Source organism: Halovivax limisalsi (genome assembly GCF_023093535.1).
Classification (GTDB): domain Archaea; phylum Halobacteriota; class Halobacteria; order Halobacteriales; family Natrialbaceae; genus Halovivax; species Halovivax limisalsi.
Genome location: NZ_CP095757.1, coordinates 48,424 through 68,945, shown reverse-complemented (window position 1 = coordinate 68,945; position 20,522 = coordinate 48,424). Strand labels below are relative to the sequence as shown.

The window sequence follows — 20,522 nt, the reverse complement described above, 5'->3', positions numbered from 1 at the left end:
ATCCCCAGCCCATTCGTTCGATTCTCGCCCGCCCGTCTCCGGCGCGCCCGCGCCGCGGGGGAACGTCGTTCGCGACGCTTCGAGTCTGACGTGCGGGCGGACCGATGTCGACAAGTGAGCCCCGATTGGAGTACCCGTATGGTCGAACTCGCGGACGACGCGATGGAGAACTTCCCGGTCCCGGACGTCGAAGCCCTGCCCGAGGACCTGCGAGACCGAATCGAGGACGAGACCGAGCGCGCCGGCTTCACCCCGAACGTCTTCGCCGGCTTCGCGTACAAACCCTCGCACTTCCGGGCGTTCTTCGCGTATCACGACGCGATCGTCGACGACGCGGCCCTCGAACGAGCGGAGATCGAGATGCTGATCGTCGCCGTCTCGGGCGTCAACCACTGCTACTACTGCAACGTCGCCCACGGCGCGCTCGTTCGCATCTACGCCGAGGACCCGCTGCTGGCCGACCAGCTGGTCGCGAACTACCGGACGGCCGATATCAGCGATCAACACAAGGCGATGCTGGACGTCGCCGTGAAACTCACCGAGCGCCCGGCCGAGGTCACCCGCGAGGACCTCGACCGGCTCCGGGAGGTCGGCTTCAGCGAGGAGGAAATCTGGGACATCGGCGCCGTGACGGCGCTGTTTAACCTCTCGAATCGGATGGCCATGTTCGCCGACATGCGCCCGAACGAGGAGTTTCACACGCTGGGGCGAAAGCAGGACTGAGCCGGCCCCGAAAGCCGGTTGCCTCGACCGAACCCGAGCGTACCGGATCGGCTCGCTCGAACCGTCCGGGCTCCTTCGTAACCGATTTGGCTCGTTCGCACGAACGCCGACGATACGAGATGCAACTCCAGAGCTTCCTCCTGGCGACGGCGTTCGCCCACGTCGGCCTCGCTATCTTCGTGCAGCTGCACGCTCATCTCACGGGTACCGAGCGCGGCAACTGGCCCTACCTCACGCTCGTCCTCGGCCTCGCGGCCGTCGCTGGCTACTTCTTTTACGAGCCGACCCGAGACGGCATCTAGACGGAATTTCGCGGCCGATCAGGCCAGAAAGACGTGCCGCGGCCGCTCTTCGAGGATGTCCCGGCCGTACTCGACGGTTTCGGCGAAGTCGTCGCTCCGGAAGAACTCCATCGCGTCCTCGCGGGAGTCCCAGCGGCTGGCGATGAACATGTCGTTCTCGTCCTCGCGGTTCGCGAGCAGGTCGGTCTTGCGGTGGCCGTCCATCCCGTCCAGGGTCTCGCCGACGTCGGCGAAGGTGCCGACGAAGTCGGCTCTGCGCTCGGGTTTGACGGCGTAGAACATCCCCATCGTCCCCCAGGAATCCGCTGAATCGTCTCCTGCTTGCCTGACGACCTCCGGCAGGTCCGCGAGGAACCCGGCCGCCGTCTCCGCCGCGCTCTCGGTCTCCCAGAGGCTGACGACGGCGGTCTCGGCGTCGTCGCTCGCGACCTCCGTGGGTTCGTACACCGCCGTCTTCACGTGCGTGTCGTAGTGGTCGAAGTTCGTCCGGAGCCCGTCGACCTCCCCGAAGAGTTCGTCGGGATCGGCCGCGGAGTAGAGGACGACCGCGCGGACGTCCTCGCCGTGGGGCTGGCCGGCGTAGACGCCGAGCTCGTCGAGTTCGCTCCGGACGTCGCCGGGCGGGTCCCCGGACTCGCCCCCGTGGTGATGGCCGTCACCGCCACCGTGTCCGTGGGCCGAGTCGTCCTGCCCGTGCGGCGAATCGCCGCGAGCGCCGTCGTGGTGGCCGCCCGACTCGCCACCGGTCGGGTGGCCGTTCGCCTCGCCGCCGTGTTCGCGTCCGGTTCCGGCCGCGCGTGGGTGCCCGTCGCCGGCGTCCGGTTCGCCGGTCAGCGATTCGCCGGCCATGAACGCGCGGAGGTTCGCCGGGTCGAAGCGCTGACCGAGGCGGAACCGGCCGAACTCGGCGTACTTCGAACTGGACGGGTCGAAGCGCATCTCGTAGAGCAGGTCCTTGATGTCGGCCGGGTCGTCGCCGAAGAGCGTGACGCCCCACTCGTGGTCGTCGAGGCCGGCGCTGCCGGAGATGATCTGTCGGACCTTGCCGGCGTAGGTCTTGCCGATTTCGCCGTGACTGGACATGTGTTCGGCCCGTTCGTCGAACGGCATGTCGTACCAGTTGTACTCTGGATCGCGCCGCTTGTCCATCGGGTAGAAGCTCAGGTAGTCCGCGTCGGGGATGTCGGGATAGAGCCGCGATTCGATGTACCGTTTCATGCCGGGATCGGCCTCCGCGTCGGGGTCGAAGTAGTCGCTGGCGCCTGCGTAGCCGGAGGCTTCGGTGACGGAGACGTAGGAGTCGCTGCGCTCGGTGAACGTCGCGAACGCCGTTTGCTCGAATCGGCGTTCGAGGACGTTCAGGTCGGCGAGCGACGGGCGCAGGTGCACGACGAGGAGATCGGCCTCGTGGCCGAGGATCGCGGCGGTCGCCGAGGCGCCCTCCTCGGCGTCCGCGACGCGCTCGGCCGCCCGCAGGTAGTCGACGCCCTCGGCGATCGCTCGCTCGCGGCGCCGGTCGGGGGCCTCGCGCCAGGCGTTCCAGTCGACCGTCCGGAAGTCGTGGAGTACGTACCAGCCTTCGGCGGTGTCGGGTGGCGTCCGTCGTTCCATAGCCCACGCTTCGCGCGCACTCGACAAGAATGACCGGATTCCGGCCCACCTTCGCCGTTCGACGGGCCGCGCTCGGCTCACCGTCGGCCACAGGCGCCCGGCGGCGCGGGATCGGCGGTTTGTGTGCGCATCCGAAACCCTTTACCACCGCCCGTTTATTATCGTTCAACACATGCGGAAAAGTGGACCGCCGAAGGGCCTCATCGCCTATCTCGTTCTCGAACTCCTCGAGGAGAAACCGCGGTACGGCTACGAGATCCTCAAGGAGATCAAGGATTTAAGCGGCGGCCACTGGGAACCCTCCTACGGGTCGGTGTACCCGATCCTCTACAAGTTCGAGGAGAAGGGGTGGGCCGAGCGCATCGAACGCGAGGACGAACCCGACCGGAAGTACTTCGAACTCACGGCGGCGGGGACCGAGGAACTCGCGGACCGGCGCGAGGAAACCGCGACGAACGCCCGCGAGTTCGGCGACGTCATCCTCGGATTCTACCACGTCTTCGCCGTCATCGCGACCGACGACCGCTTTTCGGTCCCGGCGCGCGACGGCCACTGGCGCTTCGACGAGGCCTTCAGCGAGTGGATCGTCGAGCAGGTCGCCCGCCACCACGAACACTACTTCGACACCGATTTCGACCGCATCTCCGACACACCGGAGGAATTCTACGAACGCCACGACATCGATCCCGAAGAGTAGCGAGATTCGAACGAGCGCGAGGCGGGAACGAAGTGACCGCCTCGGAATTGCGAGCGGGGAAACCGCGAGCCGCGAAGCGAGCGAGAACCGCGGAACGGCGAAGGGGGTCGCTCCGCTCCCCGTTCGGTATCCCGAGGGCTCTCGCCTGGGCTCGAGCCCTCGCACTTGACAACCCTTAAGATTCCAACCGAGTTACGACGCGACAGCATGAAAGTAGTCGTCTCCATCGGTGGCAGCGTGTTGATACCCGAACCCGGATCGGAGCGGGTATCGAAACACGCGGCCGTCGTCGAGGACCTCGTCGCCGAGGGCTGTCGCGTCGGCTGCGTCGTCGGAGGCGGCGGCGTCGCCCGGGAGTACATCGAGGCGGCGCGCGGTCTGGGGGCGAACGAGATCGAACTCGACCAGATCGGGATCGACGTGACGCGACTCAACGCGCGGCTGTTGATCGCCGCGCTCGGGGAGGATTCGGTGACGGCGCCGGCCCACGATTACGAGGAGGCGGGCGAGGCGCTCCGGCGGGACGGCCTCTCCGTCATGGGCGGCGTGGCGCCGGCCCAGACGACCGACGCGGTGAGCGCGGCGCTCGCGGAGTACGTCGACGCGGATCTGCTCGTCTACGCGACGAGCGTCCCCGGCGTCTACAGCGACGATCCGAACGAGCACGACGACGCGACGAAGTTCGACGACCTCACCGCCGGCGATCTCGTCGACGTGATCGCGGACCTGGAGATGACCGCGGGAGCGTCCGCGCCCGTCGACCTGCTCGCCGCGAAGATCATCGAGCGATCGGGCATGCGGACGATCGTCCTCGACGGGACGGATCCCGACCGCATCGCGCGCGCCGTCCGCTCCGGATCGCACGAGGGCACCGACATCCTCCCCGCGGGCGCGGGGGACGAACCGACCTACTGGGCGGGCGACGAGCGATGAGCGCCGACGACGCATCGACGACCGCTGGCGAGACGAACGGGGGGACGGACCCCTACACCCTCCAGCGCGACCGTGACGGGGATCGGGACGGCGAGCACTACGCGTTCTGGGCGGACGCCGTGGCGGACCGCGTGGAAGAGCGCGTCGATTCCCGGATCGAGGCCGGCGACCGGGACCCCGACGCGCCGATCGTGATCAAGGGCGGCATCTCGCCGTCCGGCGTGCCCCACCTCGGGAACGTCAACGAGATCATGCGCGGGTACTTCGTCGCGGACGTCCTCCGCGAGCGCGGTCACGAGGTCCGGCAGGTGTTCACCGCCGACGACCGCGACCCGCTCCGAAAACTCCCGCGGACGCTCGCCGACCTCGACGGCAACCTCGTCGACCTAGGCGACGTCGACGCGGGCGCGCTCGGCCGGAACCTGGGGCACCCCTACACCGACATCCCGGACCCGTTCGGCTGCTGTGACTCCTACGGCGACCACTTCGCGACGATCATCCAGCAGAGCGCCGACGCGGTCGACGTGCCGATCGACCTGCTCTCGAACACCGACCTCTACGAGGACGGCACGCTCGAGGGCGTCACCCGATTCCTGCTCGCAAATCGCGAACAGGCGCGCGAGGTACTCTCGACGTACCAGGACACGGTCGAGGCCGACGGCGATTACGTCCCGTTCAACCCGATCTGCGAGAACTGCGGGAAGATCACCGAGACGGTGACGAGCGTCGATCTCGACGACGGCGACGATGGCACCGGCGGAGATGGTGGCACGGTCGACTATCGCTGTACCGACCTCGAGGCCGGCGACCGGACCATCGAGGGCTGCGGCCACGAGGGCACCGCGACTCTCCGCGAGGGCAAGCTCCCCTGGCGCTTCGAGTGGCCCGCCCAGTGGCAGGCGCTGGGCGTCGACTTCGAACCCTTCGGCAAGGACCACGCCGAGGGCTCCTGGCCGAGCGGCGAGGACATCGCCCGAAACGTCCTGGGGAACGAGCCGCCGGTGCCGATGGTCTACGAGTGGTTCACGCTCGACGGCGCGGCCTTCTCCTCTTCCGAGGGGAACGTCATCCTGGTCTCTGACGTCCTCGACCTGATCGAGCCCGAAGTGCTCCGCTACTTCTTCGCGAAGGACCCCGCGAAGGCCCGCGACTTCAGCGTCGAGCGACTGGACCAGCTCGTCGACGAGTTCGACCGCTTCGAGCGGATCTACTTCGGGGAGGTCGACGCCAGCGAGGACGAGAAACGCTTCGCCGAGCGCGTCTATCCACTCGTCGTCGGGGCGGCAACTGCCGCCGAAAGCGGGGCGGCTACTGCCGCCGAATCCGAGCCCCCCGGCGGGCGCAGGGAGGGCCCCGACCCCAATCGCGTCCGCTTGCCCTACACGTTCGCCGCCGTCCTCGGGATGACCGACGATCCGTCGATCCGCGAGGAGATCGCCCGGACGGAGGGCCACATTCCCGACGACGCGCCCGAACCGGTCGTCGCCGACGCGCTGGCCCGCGTCGAACGCGCCCAGGCGTGGGCGCGTCGCACCGGCAACGAGTTCGATTACGAGCTCAAGCGCGCAGCGTTGCCCGACCACGACTTCGACGACGCGACCGAGGCGGCGCTCGACGAACTGGCCGACTTCGTCGCGGCGGGCGGCGACGAGGATCCCGACGAACTGCAAGGCGAAATCTACGAGACGGCGAAGCGACACGACGTCCCCGTCGGCGACTTCTTCGCGGCGGGCTATCGCCTCTTCTTCGACGACGATCAGGGGCCGAAGCTGGGGCAGTTCCTCGCGAAGCTCGACCGCGAGTTCGTCGTCGACCGGCTCCGCCGGGAGCGCTGACCTGGGCGCGACGGAACCGGGCCGACCCAGACCGTTTGACGGACCCGAAGGCGAATCGGTGGGCGTCGACGGAGGGGCCGAAGCGCCAGACACAAATCACTCCACCCCGTCGGTGGGGGTGACGACTAATGGGAACTGTGCTCCCCGCACTCTCCGTCCCGCCGCTCTTCGGGTCGACGATATTGACCTGGATACTGATCGGACTCGGGCTCTACTGGGCCGCCCTGTGGGCCGTTCGAAAACGCGTCGACCTGCCCGACTGGGTGAGCGTCCAGGGTCCGATGGTGACGCTGCACACCAAGCGCGGTCGGGCGTTTCTCTCATGGCTGGCCGGTCCGAAGCGCTTCTGGCGGGCGTGGTCGAACTTCGGCGTCGGTATCGCCCTCGTCGTGATGGTCGCGATGTTCCTCTTCCTGCTCAGCGCCGCGATCAGTTCCGTCCTCGCGCCCCAGCCGACGCAGATCCAGCAGCCACGAAACATCCTCATCATCCCGGGGCTCAACGACTTCCTGCCGCCGTCCGCGACGCCGGGGATCGTCGCCGGACTCTTCGTCGGCCTCGTCGTCCACGAGGGTGGCCACGGCCTGCTCTGTCGCGTCGAGGACATCGACATCGACTCGATGGGGATCGCGCTGCTGGCCGTCCTGCCGATCGGGGCGTTCGTCCAGCCGGACGAGGAGAGCAGTCGAGACGCGAGTCGCGGCGGTCAGACGCGGATGTTCGCCGCCGGCGTCACCAACAACTTCGTGGTGACGCTGGCGAGTTTCGCGCTGCTGTTCTGGCTCGTCGGGAGCGTCATCGCCGTGGCCCCGGGCGCCGCCATCGGCGACGTGATCGACAACTCCCCCGCCCAGGACGCCGAGATCCAGCCGAACGACCGCATCACGCACGTCAACGGCGATCCCATCGGGGGGAACGACGAGCTCGGACGCGCTCTCGACGCGACCGATTCGGGGACGATCACGGTCACGATCGACGGCGACGAGCAGCGGCAGGTGGATCGCCAGCCGATCGTCACCTCGAAGATCGAGGGCGGTCCGACCGGGATCGGCCTCCGCGATCGCATCGTCGACGTCGACGGCGAGTCGGTGACGACGGTCACCGGATTACGCGCGGCCGTCGGCGACAGCGAGCGGGCGACGGTCACCGCCCAGTCGGCCGACGGCACGCGAACGACCCACGACATCCCCATCGGGGCTGCCGTCCAGGTCCTCGAGGGGAGCCCGCTCGACGAAGCCGGTGTGCCGGTCGACTCGTTCGTCGTCGTGACGACCGCCGCCGGCGAGCGGACCGTCGATGGCGCGACGTTGCAGGACGTCGTCGAGGCCAACGCGGGCGAGACCATCGCGATCTCGGGCTATCTCGGGGGCGAATCGGTCTCCTACGAGGTCACCGTCGATCCGCAGTCGGCGCAGTTCGACGCTGCGGTCTACGACGGAATCTCGGGCCTGCAGATCAACGACCTCGGCGTCCAGCTCTATCCGGCGGAGGCATTCCACAGCGTCCTCGGCGGCGGGGGCGAGAACCCGTTCGCCATCACCGAAACGTTCTTCGGAAAGATCGTCTTCGCCCTGTTACTGCCGATCATCGGGTTACTCGGGTTGCAGTTTAACTTCGCGGGCTTTGCCGGAGGGATCGAGAACTTCTACGAGGTCCAGGGCGCCCTCGGCGGACTCGGCGAGCCCGCGATATTCGCGCTTGCGAACGTCCTCTTCTGGACGGGCTGGATCAACCTGAACCTCGGCTTCTTCAACTGCATTCCGGCCTTCCCGCTCGACGGCGGTCACATCATGCGCACCTCGGCCGAGGCGATCATCTCGCGCCTTCCCGGGATCGACGCGACACGACGGCGGGTGCGCGTGGTTACCACGCTCGTCGGCGTGACCATGCTCGCGAGTTTCGTTCTGATGATCTTCGGACCGACGCTGCTCGCCTGATCGACGAGCGAGGGGCCGGATCCAGAGCCGGACACAGAAGCGGGGTAGACGTCCCGTTCCCGCTGCTTCCGGCTCGCCGTTGACGGCTCCGTCGGTTGTCGTTCATACACCCGAGGCGGTCACTTCGTTCCCGCCTCGCGCTCCCCAACAGCTACAACGAACCCCCACCACGTCCTAGTATGCACGTACTGGGGATTACGGACGACGGGGCGTCGGCCGGTGCGATCTCGGGCGCGGTCGATCGTCTCGTCGGTCGATTCGGGCGCGAGGGTCGGGTCGGCGTGATCCGCTACGACGCGACCATCGCGGACGGGGCGACCTCGGCGCCCGACCGCGCGCCGAGCGGGGGTGACGTCACCTACGACCTCGGCGCCGATGGCGACTGGGCGGCGACGGGGACGGGTCTGTCCGTCGCCGGCGCGCTGGATTCGCTCGCGACCGAGTGCGACTTCGCGGTCGTCGTCGGCGTCGAGAATCTTGCGCACCCGACCATCGCGGTCGGGGCGGATCCCGAGGCAGCCGGTGACCACCTCGTCGCCGTCGACTCGCCCGGTGACCTCGACGTCGACGCCATTTTTCGATCGGTCGCGGCGAGCGATCCACACGAGACGCTCGAATCGCTCGTCCGGCGCGTCGAGCGGTCCCCTCGCGCGGAGCGTGCGGGGGCGATCGCGACGTTCACCGGGCGGGTGCGCGCGAGGGACGAACCCGACGATTCGCCCACCGAGTACCTCGAGTTCGAGGCCTACGAGGACGTCGCCGCCGAGCGGATGCGCGCCATCGAGGACGCCCTGCTGGCACGCGAGGGCGTCCACGAGGTCGCGCTTCACCACCGGACCGGCGTGGTCAGATCCGGCGAGGACGTCGTCTACGCGGTCGTCCTCGCGGGCCACCGGGCGGAGGCGTTTCGGGCCGTCGAGGACGGGATCGATCGGCTGAAAGACGAGGTCCCGCTCTTCAAGAAGGAAGTCACCGTCGACGACGAATTCTGGGCGCACGAACGCGAGTGACCGGCGGGGCGATCGACTGGCACGACCCCGCAACGGCCACCGACCCGTCGCGTAGTTCGGACCAGTACACCTGGACGGCTGGGGCTCGGCGCCGACTGGAAGTTGGCGTACTACGCCGCATCTGTTCCCCTCCCGAATCCGTTCCGTCCGCCCGGCGGCGGGATACGCTTCCTACTCGGGTGCCACGCCGGGTACGGCCCGCCACCGGGAGCATCATCCGCTCGATCCGGTCGTCTGGACCGACCGATCCGGCGGATGCGTGGCGCTTCGGATCCGTTCGCTGCGAATGACATGTCAAACGTGGCGTCCGTAATGGACCGGATACGATTCTTCACTGGCGTATTTACGGGGAGTATGACTACTCGAATATGGTATACTTACAGCGTAGCAAAGTGACCCATTCCAGTATACTCGGTCGTCATGTCAGATGACGATCCCGGCGACTCGCGGATCGCTCGACGAGCGTACCTCGGAAGCGCGGCCACGGCGACCGGCGCACTCACGCTCGGCGCGGGCAGCGCCGTCGCCGGCGAGGACGACTCCGAGACGGATTCGAAGGATCACTCGAAGAAAGGCGACAAACGCGGGACGGACGACGATCACGGGAAGAAAAAGAAGAAAGGGTCCACGGAGATCGACCAGGCGGGCGTGGTCATCGACGAACCCGGCTACTACGAACTGACGGCTGACCTGTCTCACGACCACGATCACGACGACTGCGACTGCGACGACACCGACGATCACGGACTGGCGGCCATCGAGATCCGTGCCAGCGACGTCACGCTCGACGGGTGCGGTCACGGGATCGTCTGCGAGGATTCGGACGACGGTGCCGACGATCACCCGCTGGAAGAGATGTTCGGGACCGCTGGCATCCTCGTCCGCCCGCCCGGCCACTCCGGCGAGAAAAAGAACAAGCACCTCACCGACGTGACCGTAACGGACGTCACCGTCGAAGGCTGTGACACCGGCATCGGGTTCTACCGCACGAAGGGCGGCACGATCGACGACGCCGCCGTCCACGACAACGAGCGCATGGGCGTCGGGCTCGCCCGTTCGGCCGACAGCTGCGTCGAGAGCACGGTCGCGACGGACAACGGCCACGGGTTCCTTCTGGTCGACGTCCACGATTCCGAACTCCGATACAACAATCCGGCGTACAACGACGGCCCCGGATTCACGCTCGCCGCGGACCAGGACGGCACGTGGGACAACGTGCTCACGCACAACCGGTCGTGGTACAACGCACACGGATTCCAGCTCCAGGGCGCCAACGACAATTACTTCGCCCGGAACGAGGCCAACGAGAACGACCAGTGCGGGATGCTCCTCACCGGGTCCGCTGAGAACGTCATCACCCGAAACGAAGTCGAGGCCAACGGCGATTGCGGCATCTGCTTCGATTCGGCCCACGGGAACCGACTCATGCGCAACCAGACGAACGACAACGGCCGATCGGGCGTCTGTCTCACCGAATCCGACGGGAACGCGTTCGTGGCCAACGCCTCGAACGACAACGCCGAGTACGGCTTCCACCTCGTCGACTCGGACGGGAACGCCGGCCCGGACAACGCAGCGTCTGGAAACGGTGACGGTCCGATCTGCATCGACGGCGGCGACGGAAACGAGATCGAGGTCAACGACAACGTCTACCTCGATAATATGGGCTGCTAACCGAGCGCGTCGCTCCCGGTCTCGCCTCACCGGTCGCTCTCCGCCACCTCGCTCCAGTGCCGTCCGTACTCGATGTTCGCACTCGTTGTTTCAGCCGATACTATTGATCACGCCGCGTCTGTGGACGATGATGACGTCGGATCGATCGTTCGCCGTCCTCGCTCCGCCGTCGATCGCCGGTGACCCTCGCAGGGGCGAACTCAGTTCGACGAGACCGAAATTTCCAGTTCATTTGATAATAAATCGGCACTAACGGAGCAACTCACAGACCACAGAAATAAAGTCTCAAAGCGTATTATAAAATTTCTACGGCGCTCAAAATGGATATTGAAACGTTCACCATCGTCGCGATATGGCGCGATTACCGGTCCGAATCATAAAAGCGAGCGAAACGCCACGAAGTAACCTGCCTTTATAACAGGTAGCGAGGGATTGCGTTGGGATGTCGATGAGTACGACTGCCTCACCCTCCACGGACAGCAAGAAACGCCGCCTGAAGCAGTACCTGCGCGAACGCGCCGAAGACGGAGAGATGTACTTCAAAGGGAAGTTCATCGCCGACGACGTCGGCCTCTCGCCGAAAGAGATCGGCGCGCTGATGGTTCGACTGTCCGAGTCCGCGGACGACCTCGAAGTCGAGAAGTGGTCCTACACGAGCGCGACCACCTGGCGCGTCCAGGCCGCGTAAGCGCCGAACCGCCCGAACACGTCCGGTCCCCGTGCCCTCCGCACGGTCCCCATTTTCGAACGGCGCTACCCGCCGAGTTTCGTCGCTCGCCCGCGAACCGGCGATTTATACGCGACGACGAAGAACGGCCGGTAATGCCCGCGGAGCCGACGACGGACGAGCCGGCGCTCGAGCGGATCCAGTCGGTCTTCGTCGTCGACGAAATCCACCGCGAATCCGATCGCATCGTCTACGTCGGCCGGCCCCGAGCGCGTCCCGGCGCCGTCGCGCGGGAACTCTGGCCGGCGTTTCACGAGGCCGGCTACGACCTCGAACTCACGCGTCGGGCGGGCCGCTTCGCCATCGTCGCGACGCCGAAATCGATCGGCATCGACGGGATCCCGTGGACGCACCTGCTGCTCTTCGTCGCGACGGCGCTCTCGACGCTCTTCGCGGGCGCGTTCTGGTACCAGCTCGATCCGATCGCGAACCCGCTGGGGGCACTGGGCGCGTGGCCGTTTGCGGCCGCGTTACTCTTCGTGCTGGGCGTCCACGAGATGGGCCACTACGTCGCGAGCCGCTATCACGGGGTCGACGCGTCGTTGCCGTACTTCATCCCGGTGCCGACGCTCATCGGGACGCTCGGCGCCGTCATCAAGATGAACGGCCGGATGCCGAATCGAAAGGCGCTGTTCGACATCGGCGTCGCGGGCCCGCTCGCGGGACTGGTCGCGACGGTACTGGTGACCGTCGTCGGGCTCCACCTGGAACCGATCCACGCGCCGCAGGAGGTCGTCGAGAGCGCGGACGCCGTCGAACTCCGACTCGGGTATCCGCTCCTGCTCGAGGGGCTTGCCGCCGCGTTCGGGGAGCCGCTCTACCGCGGCGACGTGACGACGATGGTGAACCCGGTCGTCATCGCCGGCTGGGTCGGCATGCTCGTCACCCTCCTCAACCTGATCCCCGTCGGGCAACTCGACGGCGGGCACATCCTCCGGGCGATCCTGGGGCCCGATCAGGAGTCGGTGGCCGCGCTGGTGCCCGCCGCGTTGCTCGCGCTCGCGGGCTACCTCTACTTCGTCGCCGACTACGGCGGGCAAGCGGTCTCCATCTGGGTACTCTGGGGCGTGTTGACGACGCTCGTCGCCGCGATCGGGCCGGCCCAGCCGGTGATCGATCGATCGCTGGATCGCCGTCGCCTGGCGCTCGGGGTGGTGACCTTCGGACTCGGCGCCCTCTGTTTCACTCCCGTGCCGATCGAACTCGTCGCCTGAGAGCGGTGTCGGCTCCGATCGAGTTGCCCGGGACGGTTCCGTTCTCTCGTCCGGCGTCATCGCGATTCGCCGTGACCGTACCCTTCGTCGGCCAGCGCCTCGCCGTCGACCGTTACGCCGGATTCGACGACGCGCCCGAGGACAGACAGCGCGACCGGCGCCGACTCGCGCGCGTCGTCGATCCGGGCCTCGGGAATCGTACAGACGAGTTCGAAGTCCTCGCCGAACGTCAGCGCCGGTTCGAGCGCCGCTTCGGTTGCCGATTCTCGACCCTCGGACGCCCGACCGTTCGCCACGACGGCGGTCAGCGCGTCGTCGATCGGGACGCGGTCGGCCTCGATCGCGAAGCCGCAGTCGGAGGCGGCCGCGAGCTGGTGCAGCGAGCGGGCGAGGCCGTCGCTGGAATCCATCATGGCCGTCGCGTCGGGAGCCAGGGCGCGACCGGCCGCGACGCGGGGCTCGAAACGAAAGAGCTCGTTGGCCCGCTCGTGATCGCCCCGTTCGAAGCACCTGATGGCGGCGGCGCTCCGGCCGAGCGTGCCCGTCACGCAGACGAGGTCGCCGGGTCTCGCTCCGGACCGACGCACCGGTCCGCAGTCCGTCACTCGACCGAGCGCCGTCGTCGCGACGGTGAACTCGTCGTGTTCGTCGAGGTCCCCGCCGACGTAGCTGGCGCCGACGCGATCGCAGACGTCGCGGGCGCCGCGGACGAAGTCCAGGAGTTCCGCGTCGTCGAACGACGGTGCCGCGTAGACGGCGACGGCGGCGGTCGCCGCGGCGCCCATCGCCGCGACGTCCGACAGCGAGGCGCCGACGGCCCGCCAGCCGGCGGTGTAGCGCGTGGTCCCGTCGGGAAAGTCCGTCGTCTCGTGGAGCATGTCCGTCGTGAGGACCCGCCCGTCGACGACGGCAGCGTCGTCGCCAACCGGGTCGAGCTCGCGGTCGAGTAGCCCGAGCGCCGCGCGTTCGTCCATATGCCTCGGCGTTCGCACGCGGGCGAGAAAAGCCATCCGGAGCCGTGTCGGGCCCGACCAGCGTCGAGCGACACCGATGTTGTTAAATGGCGGCGCCGGATACGCACGTTCAATGGCTACGATGTACGACGTCCCGGCAGACGACCTCATCGAGGCGCTCGCCGCGGACCTCGCGGACGACCTGGACGAGCCCGAGTGGGCCGTCTTCGCAAAGAGCGGCGTCAGCAACGAGCTCCCGCCCGAACAGGAGGACTTCTGGGCGACCCGCGCGGCGAGCCTCCTTCGCAAGGTCGCGGACACCGGCCCCGTCGGTGTCGAACGCCTCTCGACGGAGTACGGCGGCTCCAAGCGCGGCTCGAACCGATACCGGGTCGCGCCCGACAAACGTGCGGACGGCTCGAAGAACATCATCCGGACGATCCTCCAGCAACTGGAGGAGGAGGGCTACGTCGAGACCGCCGAGGGCGAGGGGCGTCGCATCACGGCCGAGGGCCGCAGCCTGCTCGACGAGACCGCCGGCAACGTCCTCGAAGACCTCGACCGACCGGAACTCGAACGCTACGCGTAACGCGCGCTGTCTCCTCGTCGGCTGGTCCCGTCGGCCGTCGTCGGTTCCGCGTTCCACGCCGGCGCGCTGTCTCGAAGTCCGTTCGTCCGGTGCCCGCGGCGCCGGCGACGAGTCTGCTCCGTAATGATTTTCCCGCCGGCGACCCAATCGACGTGATATGAGCTCCGGGGACGACGAACTCGACGAACTCCGCCAGGAACGCCTGCAGGAACTCAAAGAGCAGGCGGGCGAGGAACAGGCCGAGGCCCAGCAGGCCCGCCAGCAACAGGCCGACGCCCAGAAGAAGGCGGTCCTTCGACAACATCTCACCGACGAAGCGCGAAAGCGGCTGAACACCGTCAAGATGAGCAAGCCCCAGTTCGGCGAGCAGGTCGAGCGCCAGGTCGTCGCGCTCGCCCAGAGCGGTCGCATTCAGGGCAAGATCGACGACGCGAAGATGAAACAGCTGCTCAACGAACTCAAGCCCGACTCGAAGAGTTTCGACATTCGGCGCCGATAATGCGACTCGGATTGCTGTACAGCGGGGGGAAAGACTCGACGCTCGCGGCGTTGCTCCTCGAGGACTTCTACGACGTCACCCTCGCGACGGCCCACTTCGGCATCACCGACGACTGGGAACACGCCGAGCGCGCCGCCGAGCGCCTCGGCCTGCCGTTCGAGCGACTCGAACTCGACGAGTCGGTGGCGGCCGACGCCGTCGACCGGATCCGCGAGGACGGGTTTCCCCGGAACGGCATCCAGCGGGTCCACCTCGCCGCGCTGGAGGCCCTCGCGGCCACGGACGAGTTCGACGCCATCGCAGACGGCACCCGCCGCGACGACCGGGTTCCCACGGTCTCGCGCGCCCAGGCCCAGAGCCTCGAGGATCGCCACGACGTGGAGTACGTCGCGCCGCTGTCGGGCTTCGGCCGCGGCGCGGTCGATCGGCTGGTCGAGTCGACGCTCGACGTGACCGTCGGGCCGAGCGAGGAGATCCCCCGCGCGGACTACGAGGCCGAACTCAGGGCGAAACTTCTCGCGGAGGAGGGTCCGGGTGCCGTCGCGGAGTACTTCCCCGATCACGACCAGACCCACGTCACCGGGCGGCGGTAGCCGAGGTCAGTCGAACGAGGGTCGCTCGTTCTCCGCCTCGCCGGCTAAAACTCGAACCGCGCACCGCCCTCGTCGCTCTCGGTGACGGTGGGGTTCCAGTCGTGGGCTTCCGCGATGGCTTCCACGATCGCGAGCCCGAGACCGGATCCCTCCGCGGCGGTCGAGACGCCCCGATCGAAGACAGAGTCACGGAGGTCTTCGGGGATGCCCGCGCCGTCGTCCGCGATGTAGAAGCCGTCGCGCGTGGGGCCGACGCGGACGGTTTCGGCGTCGCCGTGTTCGAGCGCGTTGCGAAAGCAGTTCTCGAAGAGCGCCTTCGCGCGGGATTCGTCGACGACGAGGCGGCGCTCGCCCTCGATTTCGAGCGTTGCCGTCCCGGTGTCGACGCTGTCCCAGGCGGTCGCCGCGAGGTCGACCAGCGGGACGGGCTCCGGATCGACCACCTCGGAGCCGCTGCGAGCGACCGAGAGGGTGTCGTCGATGAGTTCGTCCATGCGGTCCAGGTTTTCCTCGACCATCTCGAGGTTCTCGGCGTCGCCCGTCCGGAACGCCTCCTGCAGGCCGGTCTGGGCGACGCTCAGCGGGTTTCGAAGGTCGTGACTCACGACGGAGGCGAACTGTTCGAGGCGTTCGCGCTGGCGATTCGCGTCGCGCCGGGCGGCTCGCTGGCGGATGTGGAACCAGCCGGCGACGCAGCCGGCGGCGACGCCGACGGTTCCCGAGAGCAACGTCAGGTAGAAGGGTTTCGGCGGGCCGACCTCGTTCACCTGGAGGACGTGCAGGTGCAGCGCCGTCAGGACGAACGCCGCGTAGAACCCGCCGAGCCCGTAGGCGAAGACGGTGAGACGGTCGCGCGACCCGACGTTCCGTCGCACCAGGTACCGATCCGCGAGAACGACTCCCGTCGCCGCGAGCAACGGGCCGACGCTCTCCAGGATCGCCTGGGACGTGACGTTCTCCGCGACGACGCGGACGCCGATCACGGCCGCCAGGAAGAGTCCGAGCGCGGTCAGCGGCGACAGCGGTAAGCGCGCCGCGACCGAATCGATCCAGTCGTCGTCATCGACCCTCGAGTGCACGTGCTGGGTGAGGAACCCGACCGAAATGAATCTCTGGGCTGCGCTCACTCCCGTCGCATTCGAACCAATCCCTCCGAATCTCAAGAATTATCGCTATCGGATGGAACGAAAACCGCTACCGATGAAAACTGACGTCTTGGGGGATATCCAGTCGTTCTCGCCGTACCGACGTACCCGATGATCCACCGCTGCGAGCCCGTAATTTAGATAAAATTACATATTTGGCAGTCGTCGAACGTCGCCGGGCGACGCCGAGAGGACACATCAAAGTACGACCCGCGCGAACGGACCGCTATGTACGACCGCATCAAGGGCTTTCGCGACTTCTACCCCGCGGAGATGGGCGCTCGACGGGCGACCATCGACACCCTGGAGGAGACGGCCCGACAGTACGGCTTTCGCGAGATCTCGACGCCGTCGCTCGAACGCGCCGCGATCTGGACCGAGAAGAGCGGCGACGACATCGTCGAGGAGCTGTACGCCTTCGAGGATCAGGGCGGCCGGCACGTCACGATGGTGCCCGAACTCACGCCCACCGTCGCGCGCATGGTCGTCGCGAAGCAGCAGGCCCTCTCGAAGCCGATCAAGTGGTTCTCGACGCGGCCGTTCTGGCGCTACGAGCAGGTCCAGCAGGGTCGCCAGCGCGAGTTCTACCAGACCAACGTCGACATCTTCGGCTCGAGCGAGCCCGAGGCCGACGCCGAGATCCTGGCCTGGGCGGCCGACGCGCTGACGGGCCTCGGCCTCACCGGCGAGCACTTCGACTTCCGCGTCTCCCACCGCGACATTCTCGGCGGGCTGCTCGAGGAATACGAATCGGGAACCGACGCGACGGGCGGTGAGACCGACCGGCGAGAAATCGACGTCGAGGCCGGTATTCGCGCGGTCGACAAATCGGAGAAGGTCGACCGTGCCGAGTACCTCGACCTGCTCGCGAGCGCCGGTCTGACGGACGGCCAGGCCGAGGAGTTCGCCTCGTTGATCGAGCGCAACGACCTCGAGGCCGTCCTCGCACACACCGACTCGGATCGGGTGACCGACGCCGTCGAGAACCTGCAGGCGGTCCTCGCCGCGACCGACGACTTCGGCGTCCGCGAGCACTGCACCATCTCGCTCGACACCGCGCGCGGGCTGGACTACTACACCGGCGTCGTCTTCGAGTGCTTCGACTCGACGGGCGAGGTCTCCCGGTCGATCTTCGGCGGCGGGCGCTACGACGACCTCATCGAGTCCTACGGCGGCCAGCCCACGCCCGCGGTCGGCGTCGCGCCCGGCTACGCCACGCTCTCGCTGCTCTGTCAGCGCGCCGGCGTCTGGCCCGAGGAGGAACTCGCGACGGAGTACTACGTCCTGCAGGTCGGCGACACGCGCCCGACGGCCGCCCGGATCGCCCGCGACCTCCGCGAGCGCGGCCACGTCGTCGAGAGCGACGTATCGGGGCGGTCATTCGGCGCGCAGATGAACTACGCCGACGCGATCAACGCCGAGACGGTCGTCATCGTCGGCGAACAGGACCTCGCGAACGACGAGGTGACGGTCAAGGACATGGCCACCGGCGATCAGGTCACCGCGCCCGTCGACGACTTCCCCGGCGATCGGGAGCGGCCGACGATCGACGACTTTGCTTGATCGTCCGGAGTGAGTCGACCGGGGCCGGCGGTGACCCGACCGACGTCGCCGACGCTCCAGATCGCGTCCTCCCCGTCGTCCGAATCACCGGTCCAGCTCGACGGTCGGCTGAGCGGGTTCGTCGCGGGAGGCGTCCGCCTCGATCGTCTCGATCGGGGCGTGTCCGGTCTCGACGTGGTGGTCGATCATCGCGCGATTCAGGTCGCTCCGGCTGGTCCCGTCGCCGGTTCCTTCGGCCCAGTCACAGACCTCGCAATAGGCGGTGGTCACGGTTCTCGAGTATCGGCAGGGACGCGCGATCGGTCAGTCGTCGGCTGTACGTCGACACGCATTTTAGGTGCGCGTGACTCTCCGCCGATTCCATATAATTCTACGGACCGATGGCTGACGCGGTCGGATCGGTTCGCGACGGCGCCAGTTCGATCGGGCGGGTTAGACGAGCAGGGACGTGATCCAGGGACCGAAGACCCACAGCAGGACGACGGCGACGATCGTGACGGCCATCCAGACCGCGAGGCCGATGGCCGCGAGGCGGGCGTTCTCCCTGTCGATCTCGTCCGGGACGTGTGCGGCATCTGTGGACATACGCCCCGATACGGGCTGCTCGATAACGTATCCGGATCCACGATATCCGGGGTAATTTTTGCTACCCGGGCGGTCGCCGCCGTTGGCCGGGTGGCGGTCGCTGCGCGCTGGTCGGTACCGAATCAGCGCGGGCCGGTCCGGAGCGGGTCGCGCCGCTGCCCACCCCACCATTAACACCGCGGTCGGTGTAGCGACGCCGATGGTCGACGCGCCACCGAACGTGCTGGTACTTCTCACCGACCAGGAGCGATACGACGTCACGGCGCCCGACGGGCCGCCGGTCGAGACGCCCGCGTTGGATCGCCTCGCGGCCGACGGGATGCGGTTTACCGAGGCGACCACGCCGATCAGCATCTGTACGAGCGCGCGGGCGTCGTTACTCACCGGGCAGTTTCCCCACGGGCACGGCATGGTGAACAACAGCCACGAGGCGGACGCGATCCGCCCGAATCTTGATCCCGGGCTACCGACGTACTCCGAACGGCTCGCCGAAGCTGGCTACCGCTGTACGTACGCGGGCAAGTGGCACGTGGGGCGCGATCAGGGGCCCGAGGATTTCGGCTTCGCCTACCTCGGGGGCAGCGACGACCACCACGATCCCGATCTCGACGACGCGTTCGCTCACTACCGTGCCGAGGAGTTCGGGGCGCCACTCGGCGAGGTGGCCTTTTCCGACGCCGTCTACACCCGCGGTGGCGACGGAACGCTGGTCGCGGCGACCACGCCGGTCGACATCGAAGCCACGCGCGCACACTTTATCGCCGACCGGACGATCGAGGCGATCCGGGCCCACGCGGACGATCGAGCGCCGGATGCCGGGGCGGGTGGCGACGAACCCAGTCCCGGGGAAGCCGAGGCTGGTCGGCCGTTCTTCCACCGAGCGGACTTCTACGGGCCCCACCATCCGTACGTGATCCCGGAACCGTACGCGTCGATGTACGATCCCGCCGACGTGGAACTGCCAGCGAGCTTCGCCGAACCCTACGCCGGCAAGCCCCGCGTCCAGGAGCAGTTTCTCTCCTACCGCGGCGTCGATGACTTCGATCGCGCGACCTGGAAGGCGGTGCTCGCGAAGTACTGGGGGTTCGTCTCGCTGCTCGACGACCAGATCGGCCGGGTGCTCGACGCGCTGGCGGAGAGCGGACTCGCCGCCGACACGATGGTGGTCCACGCGTCCGATCACGGCGACTTCGTGGGCGGCCACCGCCAGTTCAACAAGGGGCCGCTGATGTACGACGACACCTACCGGATCCCGCTCCAGGTCCGCTGGCCCGGCGAGGTCGAGGCGGGGTCGACCTGCGACGCGCCGGTCCACTTGCACGACCTGGCGGCGACGTTCTGCGACGCAGCCGACGTCCCGATTCCGGACGCCTTCGACGCGCGCAGTCTCGAACCGCTACTCGACGGACGACGCCCTCACGCCTGGCCGGACGCCACGTTCGGCGAGTACTACGGCGAGGAGTTCGGCCTCTACACCCAGCGGATGGTCAGGACCGACCGCTACACGTTCGTCTACAACGGCCCCGACACGAACGAACTCTACGACCGCGAGGCCGACCCGGCCCAGCTCGTCAACTTGATCGATCACCCCGACTACGCCGACGTGCGTGCGGATCTGGTCGATCGCCTCGTCGGCTGGATGGCGGAGACGAACGACCCCTACCGGACGTGGGTCCCCCGGACGTTCGAGTGAGGTTGTCAGGCAACTGCGCGGTCGACGATCGCTCGGCGGGTCGCACGTGGCTGACCGGGTCGACGCCTACCGGACCCGCGAGCGGACGGATGGCTCTTCGATGTCGCGTGTCGGGGCCGCTCCTGCCGATCGAATCTTCGTCGCTCCAGGGGCGGAATCGGCTGCACTCGGTGCTGGGGGACGAGCGGTCGACACCATCGGCTCACCGGACCGACCGACGGCGGTCCATCTGGGGCGGG

General features: G+C 67.6%; 20 protein-coding genes. 15 read left to right on the top strand and 5 right to left on the bottom strand.

The features are described from left to right. The first annotated feature begins 138 nt into the window (after positions 1–138). Both MXA07_RS00350 and MXA07_RS00345 read left to right on the top strand, forming a co-directional pair. Positions 139–723 carry a peroxidase-related enzyme gene (locus MXA07_RS00350; protein ID WP_247730064.1) on the top strand — a complete coding sequence of 195 codons (585 nt, stop codon included), beginning with the start codon at positions 139–141 and terminating at the stop codon, positions 721–723. Positions 724–842: 119 nt separating this feature from the next. After that, positions 843–1,025, top strand: coding sequence for a hypothetical protein (locus MXA07_RS00345; RefSeq protein ID WP_247730063.1), 183 nt, complete (start codon positions 843–845; stop codon positions 1,023–1,025). An 18-nt stretch (positions 1,026–1,043) separates the two neighbouring features. Here MXA07_RS00345 and MXA07_RS00340 read toward each other — a convergent pair whose 3' ends face one another. After that, positions 1,044–2,636 (bottom strand): heme-binding protein, encoded by a 1,593-nt coding sequence (locus MXA07_RS00340; protein WP_247730062.1) that lies wholly within the window; start codon positions 2,634–2,636, stop codon positions 1,044–1,046. A gap of 172 nt (positions 2,637–2,808) precedes the next feature. Between MXA07_RS00340 and MXA07_RS00335 the strand changes: the two genes are divergently transcribed. The 8 genes from MXA07_RS00335 (at position 2,809) to MXA07_RS00300 (ending at position 12,663) form a co-directional block, all read left to right on the top strand. Continuing rightward, complete coding sequence (locus MXA07_RS00335; protein WP_247730061.1) at positions 2,809–3,333, top strand: PadR family transcriptional regulator; 525 nt, start codon at positions 2,809–2,811, stop codon at positions 3,331–3,333. A gap of 207 nt (positions 3,334–3,540) precedes the next feature. After that, positions 3,541–4,266 carry a UMP kinase gene (gene pyrH / locus MXA07_RS00330; protein ID WP_247730060.1) on the top strand — a complete coding sequence of 242 codons (726 nt, stop codon included), beginning with the start codon at positions 3,541–3,543 and terminating at the stop codon, positions 4,264–4,266. Then, the gene (gene lysS, locus MXA07_RS00325; RefSeq protein ID WP_247730059.1) at positions 4,263–6,101 is read left to right on the top strand and encodes a lysine--tRNA ligase; all 1,839 of its coding nucleotides are present in this window, start codon (positions 4,263–4,265) and stop codon (positions 6,099–6,101) included. The genes pyrH and lysS overlap by 4 nt, the downstream gene beginning before the upstream one ends. 128 nt (positions 6,102–6,229) lie before the next feature. Beyond that, complete coding sequence (locus tag MXA07_RS00320; protein WP_247730058.1) at positions 6,230–8,038, top strand: site-2 protease family protein; 1,809 nt, start codon at positions 6,230–6,232, stop codon at positions 8,036–8,038. Positions 8,039–8,217: 179 nt separating this feature from the next. Next, on the top strand, positions 8,218–9,048 hold the full coding sequence (locus MXA07_RS00315; protein ID WP_247730057.1) for a molybdopterin synthase: 831 nt from the start codon (positions 8,218–8,220) through the stop codon (positions 9,046–9,048). A 420-nt stretch (positions 9,049–9,468) separates the two neighbouring features. After that, the gene (locus tag MXA07_RS00310) at positions 9,469–10,722 is read left to right on the top strand and encodes a NosD domain-containing protein (RefSeq protein ID WP_247730056.1); all 1,254 of its coding nucleotides are present in this window, start codon (positions 9,469–9,471) and stop codon (positions 10,720–10,722) included. A gap of 442 nt (positions 10,723–11,164) precedes the next feature. Next, positions 11,165–11,410: a DUF7123 family protein gene (locus MXA07_RS00305; protein WP_247730055.1), complete on the top strand. Its 246-nt coding sequence runs from the start codon at positions 11,165–11,167 to the stop codon at positions 11,408–11,410. Positions 11,411–11,544: 134 nt separating this feature from the next. Further along, positions 11,545–12,663 (top strand): site-2 protease family protein, encoded by a 1,119-nt coding sequence (locus tag MXA07_RS00300; protein WP_247730054.1) that lies wholly within the window; start codon positions 11,545–11,547, stop codon positions 12,661–12,663. Between the two features lie 56 nt (positions 12,664–12,719). On the opposite strand, the gene thiL is transcribed toward MXA07_RS00300, so the two are convergent. Then, positions 12,720–13,637 carry a thiamine-phosphate kinase gene (thiL, locus tag MXA07_RS00295; RefSeq protein WP_247730053.1) on the bottom strand — a complete coding sequence of 306 codons (918 nt, stop codon included), beginning with the start codon at positions 13,635–13,637 and terminating at the stop codon, positions 12,720–12,722. 112 nt (positions 13,638–13,749) lie between these two features. On the opposite strand from thiL, the gene MXA07_RS00290 reads away from it, so the two are divergent. From MXA07_RS00290 to MXA07_RS00280, 3 genes are all read left to right on the top strand, one after another. Beyond that, positions 13,750–14,205 (top strand): 30S ribosomal protein S19e, encoded by a 456-nt coding sequence (locus MXA07_RS00290; protein ID WP_247730052.1) that lies wholly within the window; start codon positions 13,750–13,752, stop codon positions 14,203–14,205. Positions 14,206–14,362: 157 nt separating this feature from the next. After that, a complete protein-coding gene (locus tag MXA07_RS00285) occupies positions 14,363–14,704 on the top strand; it encodes a DNA-binding protein (RefSeq protein WP_247730051.1) in 342 nt (113 codons plus the stop codon). Further along, positions 14,704–15,297: a DUF7411 family protein gene (locus MXA07_RS00280; protein ID WP_247730050.1), complete on the top strand. Its 594-nt coding sequence runs from the start codon at positions 14,704–14,706 to the stop codon at positions 15,295–15,297. Before MXA07_RS00285 ends, MXA07_RS00280 begins: the two co-directional genes overlap by 1 nt. Positions 15,298–15,341: 44 nt before the next feature. On the opposite strand, the gene MXA07_RS00275 is transcribed toward MXA07_RS00280, so the two are convergent. Then, positions 15,342–16,376, bottom strand: coding sequence for a sensor histidine kinase (locus MXA07_RS00275; protein ID WP_247730049.1), 1,035 nt, complete (start codon positions 16,374–16,376; stop codon positions 15,342–15,344). A 294-nt stretch (positions 16,377–16,670) separates the two neighbouring features. On the opposite strand from MXA07_RS00275, the gene hisS reads away from it, so the two are divergent. Then, positions 16,671–18,005: a histidine--tRNA ligase gene (gene hisS / locus MXA07_RS00270; RefSeq protein ID WP_247730048.1), complete on the top strand. Its 1,335-nt coding sequence runs from the start codon at positions 16,671–16,673 to the stop codon at positions 18,003–18,005. An 84-nt stretch (positions 18,006–18,089) separates the two neighbouring features. On the opposite strand, the gene MXA07_RS00265 is transcribed toward hisS, so the two are convergent. Further along, positions 18,090–18,275 carry a hypothetical protein gene (locus tag MXA07_RS00265; protein ID WP_247730047.1) on the bottom strand — a complete coding sequence of 62 codons (186 nt, stop codon included), beginning with the start codon at positions 18,273–18,275 and terminating at the stop codon, positions 18,090–18,092. Between the two features lie 162 nt (positions 18,276–18,437). After that, positions 18,438–18,590: a hypothetical protein gene (locus MXA07_RS00260; protein ID WP_247730046.1), complete on the bottom strand. Its 153-nt coding sequence runs from the start codon at positions 18,588–18,590 to the stop codon at positions 18,438–18,440. Positions 18,591–18,789: 199 nt separating this feature from the next. On the opposite strand from MXA07_RS00260, the gene MXA07_RS00255 reads away from it, so the two are divergent. After that, complete coding sequence (locus MXA07_RS00255; RefSeq protein WP_247730045.1) at positions 18,790–20,283, top strand: sulfatase family protein; 1,494 nt, start codon at positions 18,790–18,792, stop codon at positions 20,281–20,283. Positions 20,284–20,522: the final 239 nt, after the last annotated feature.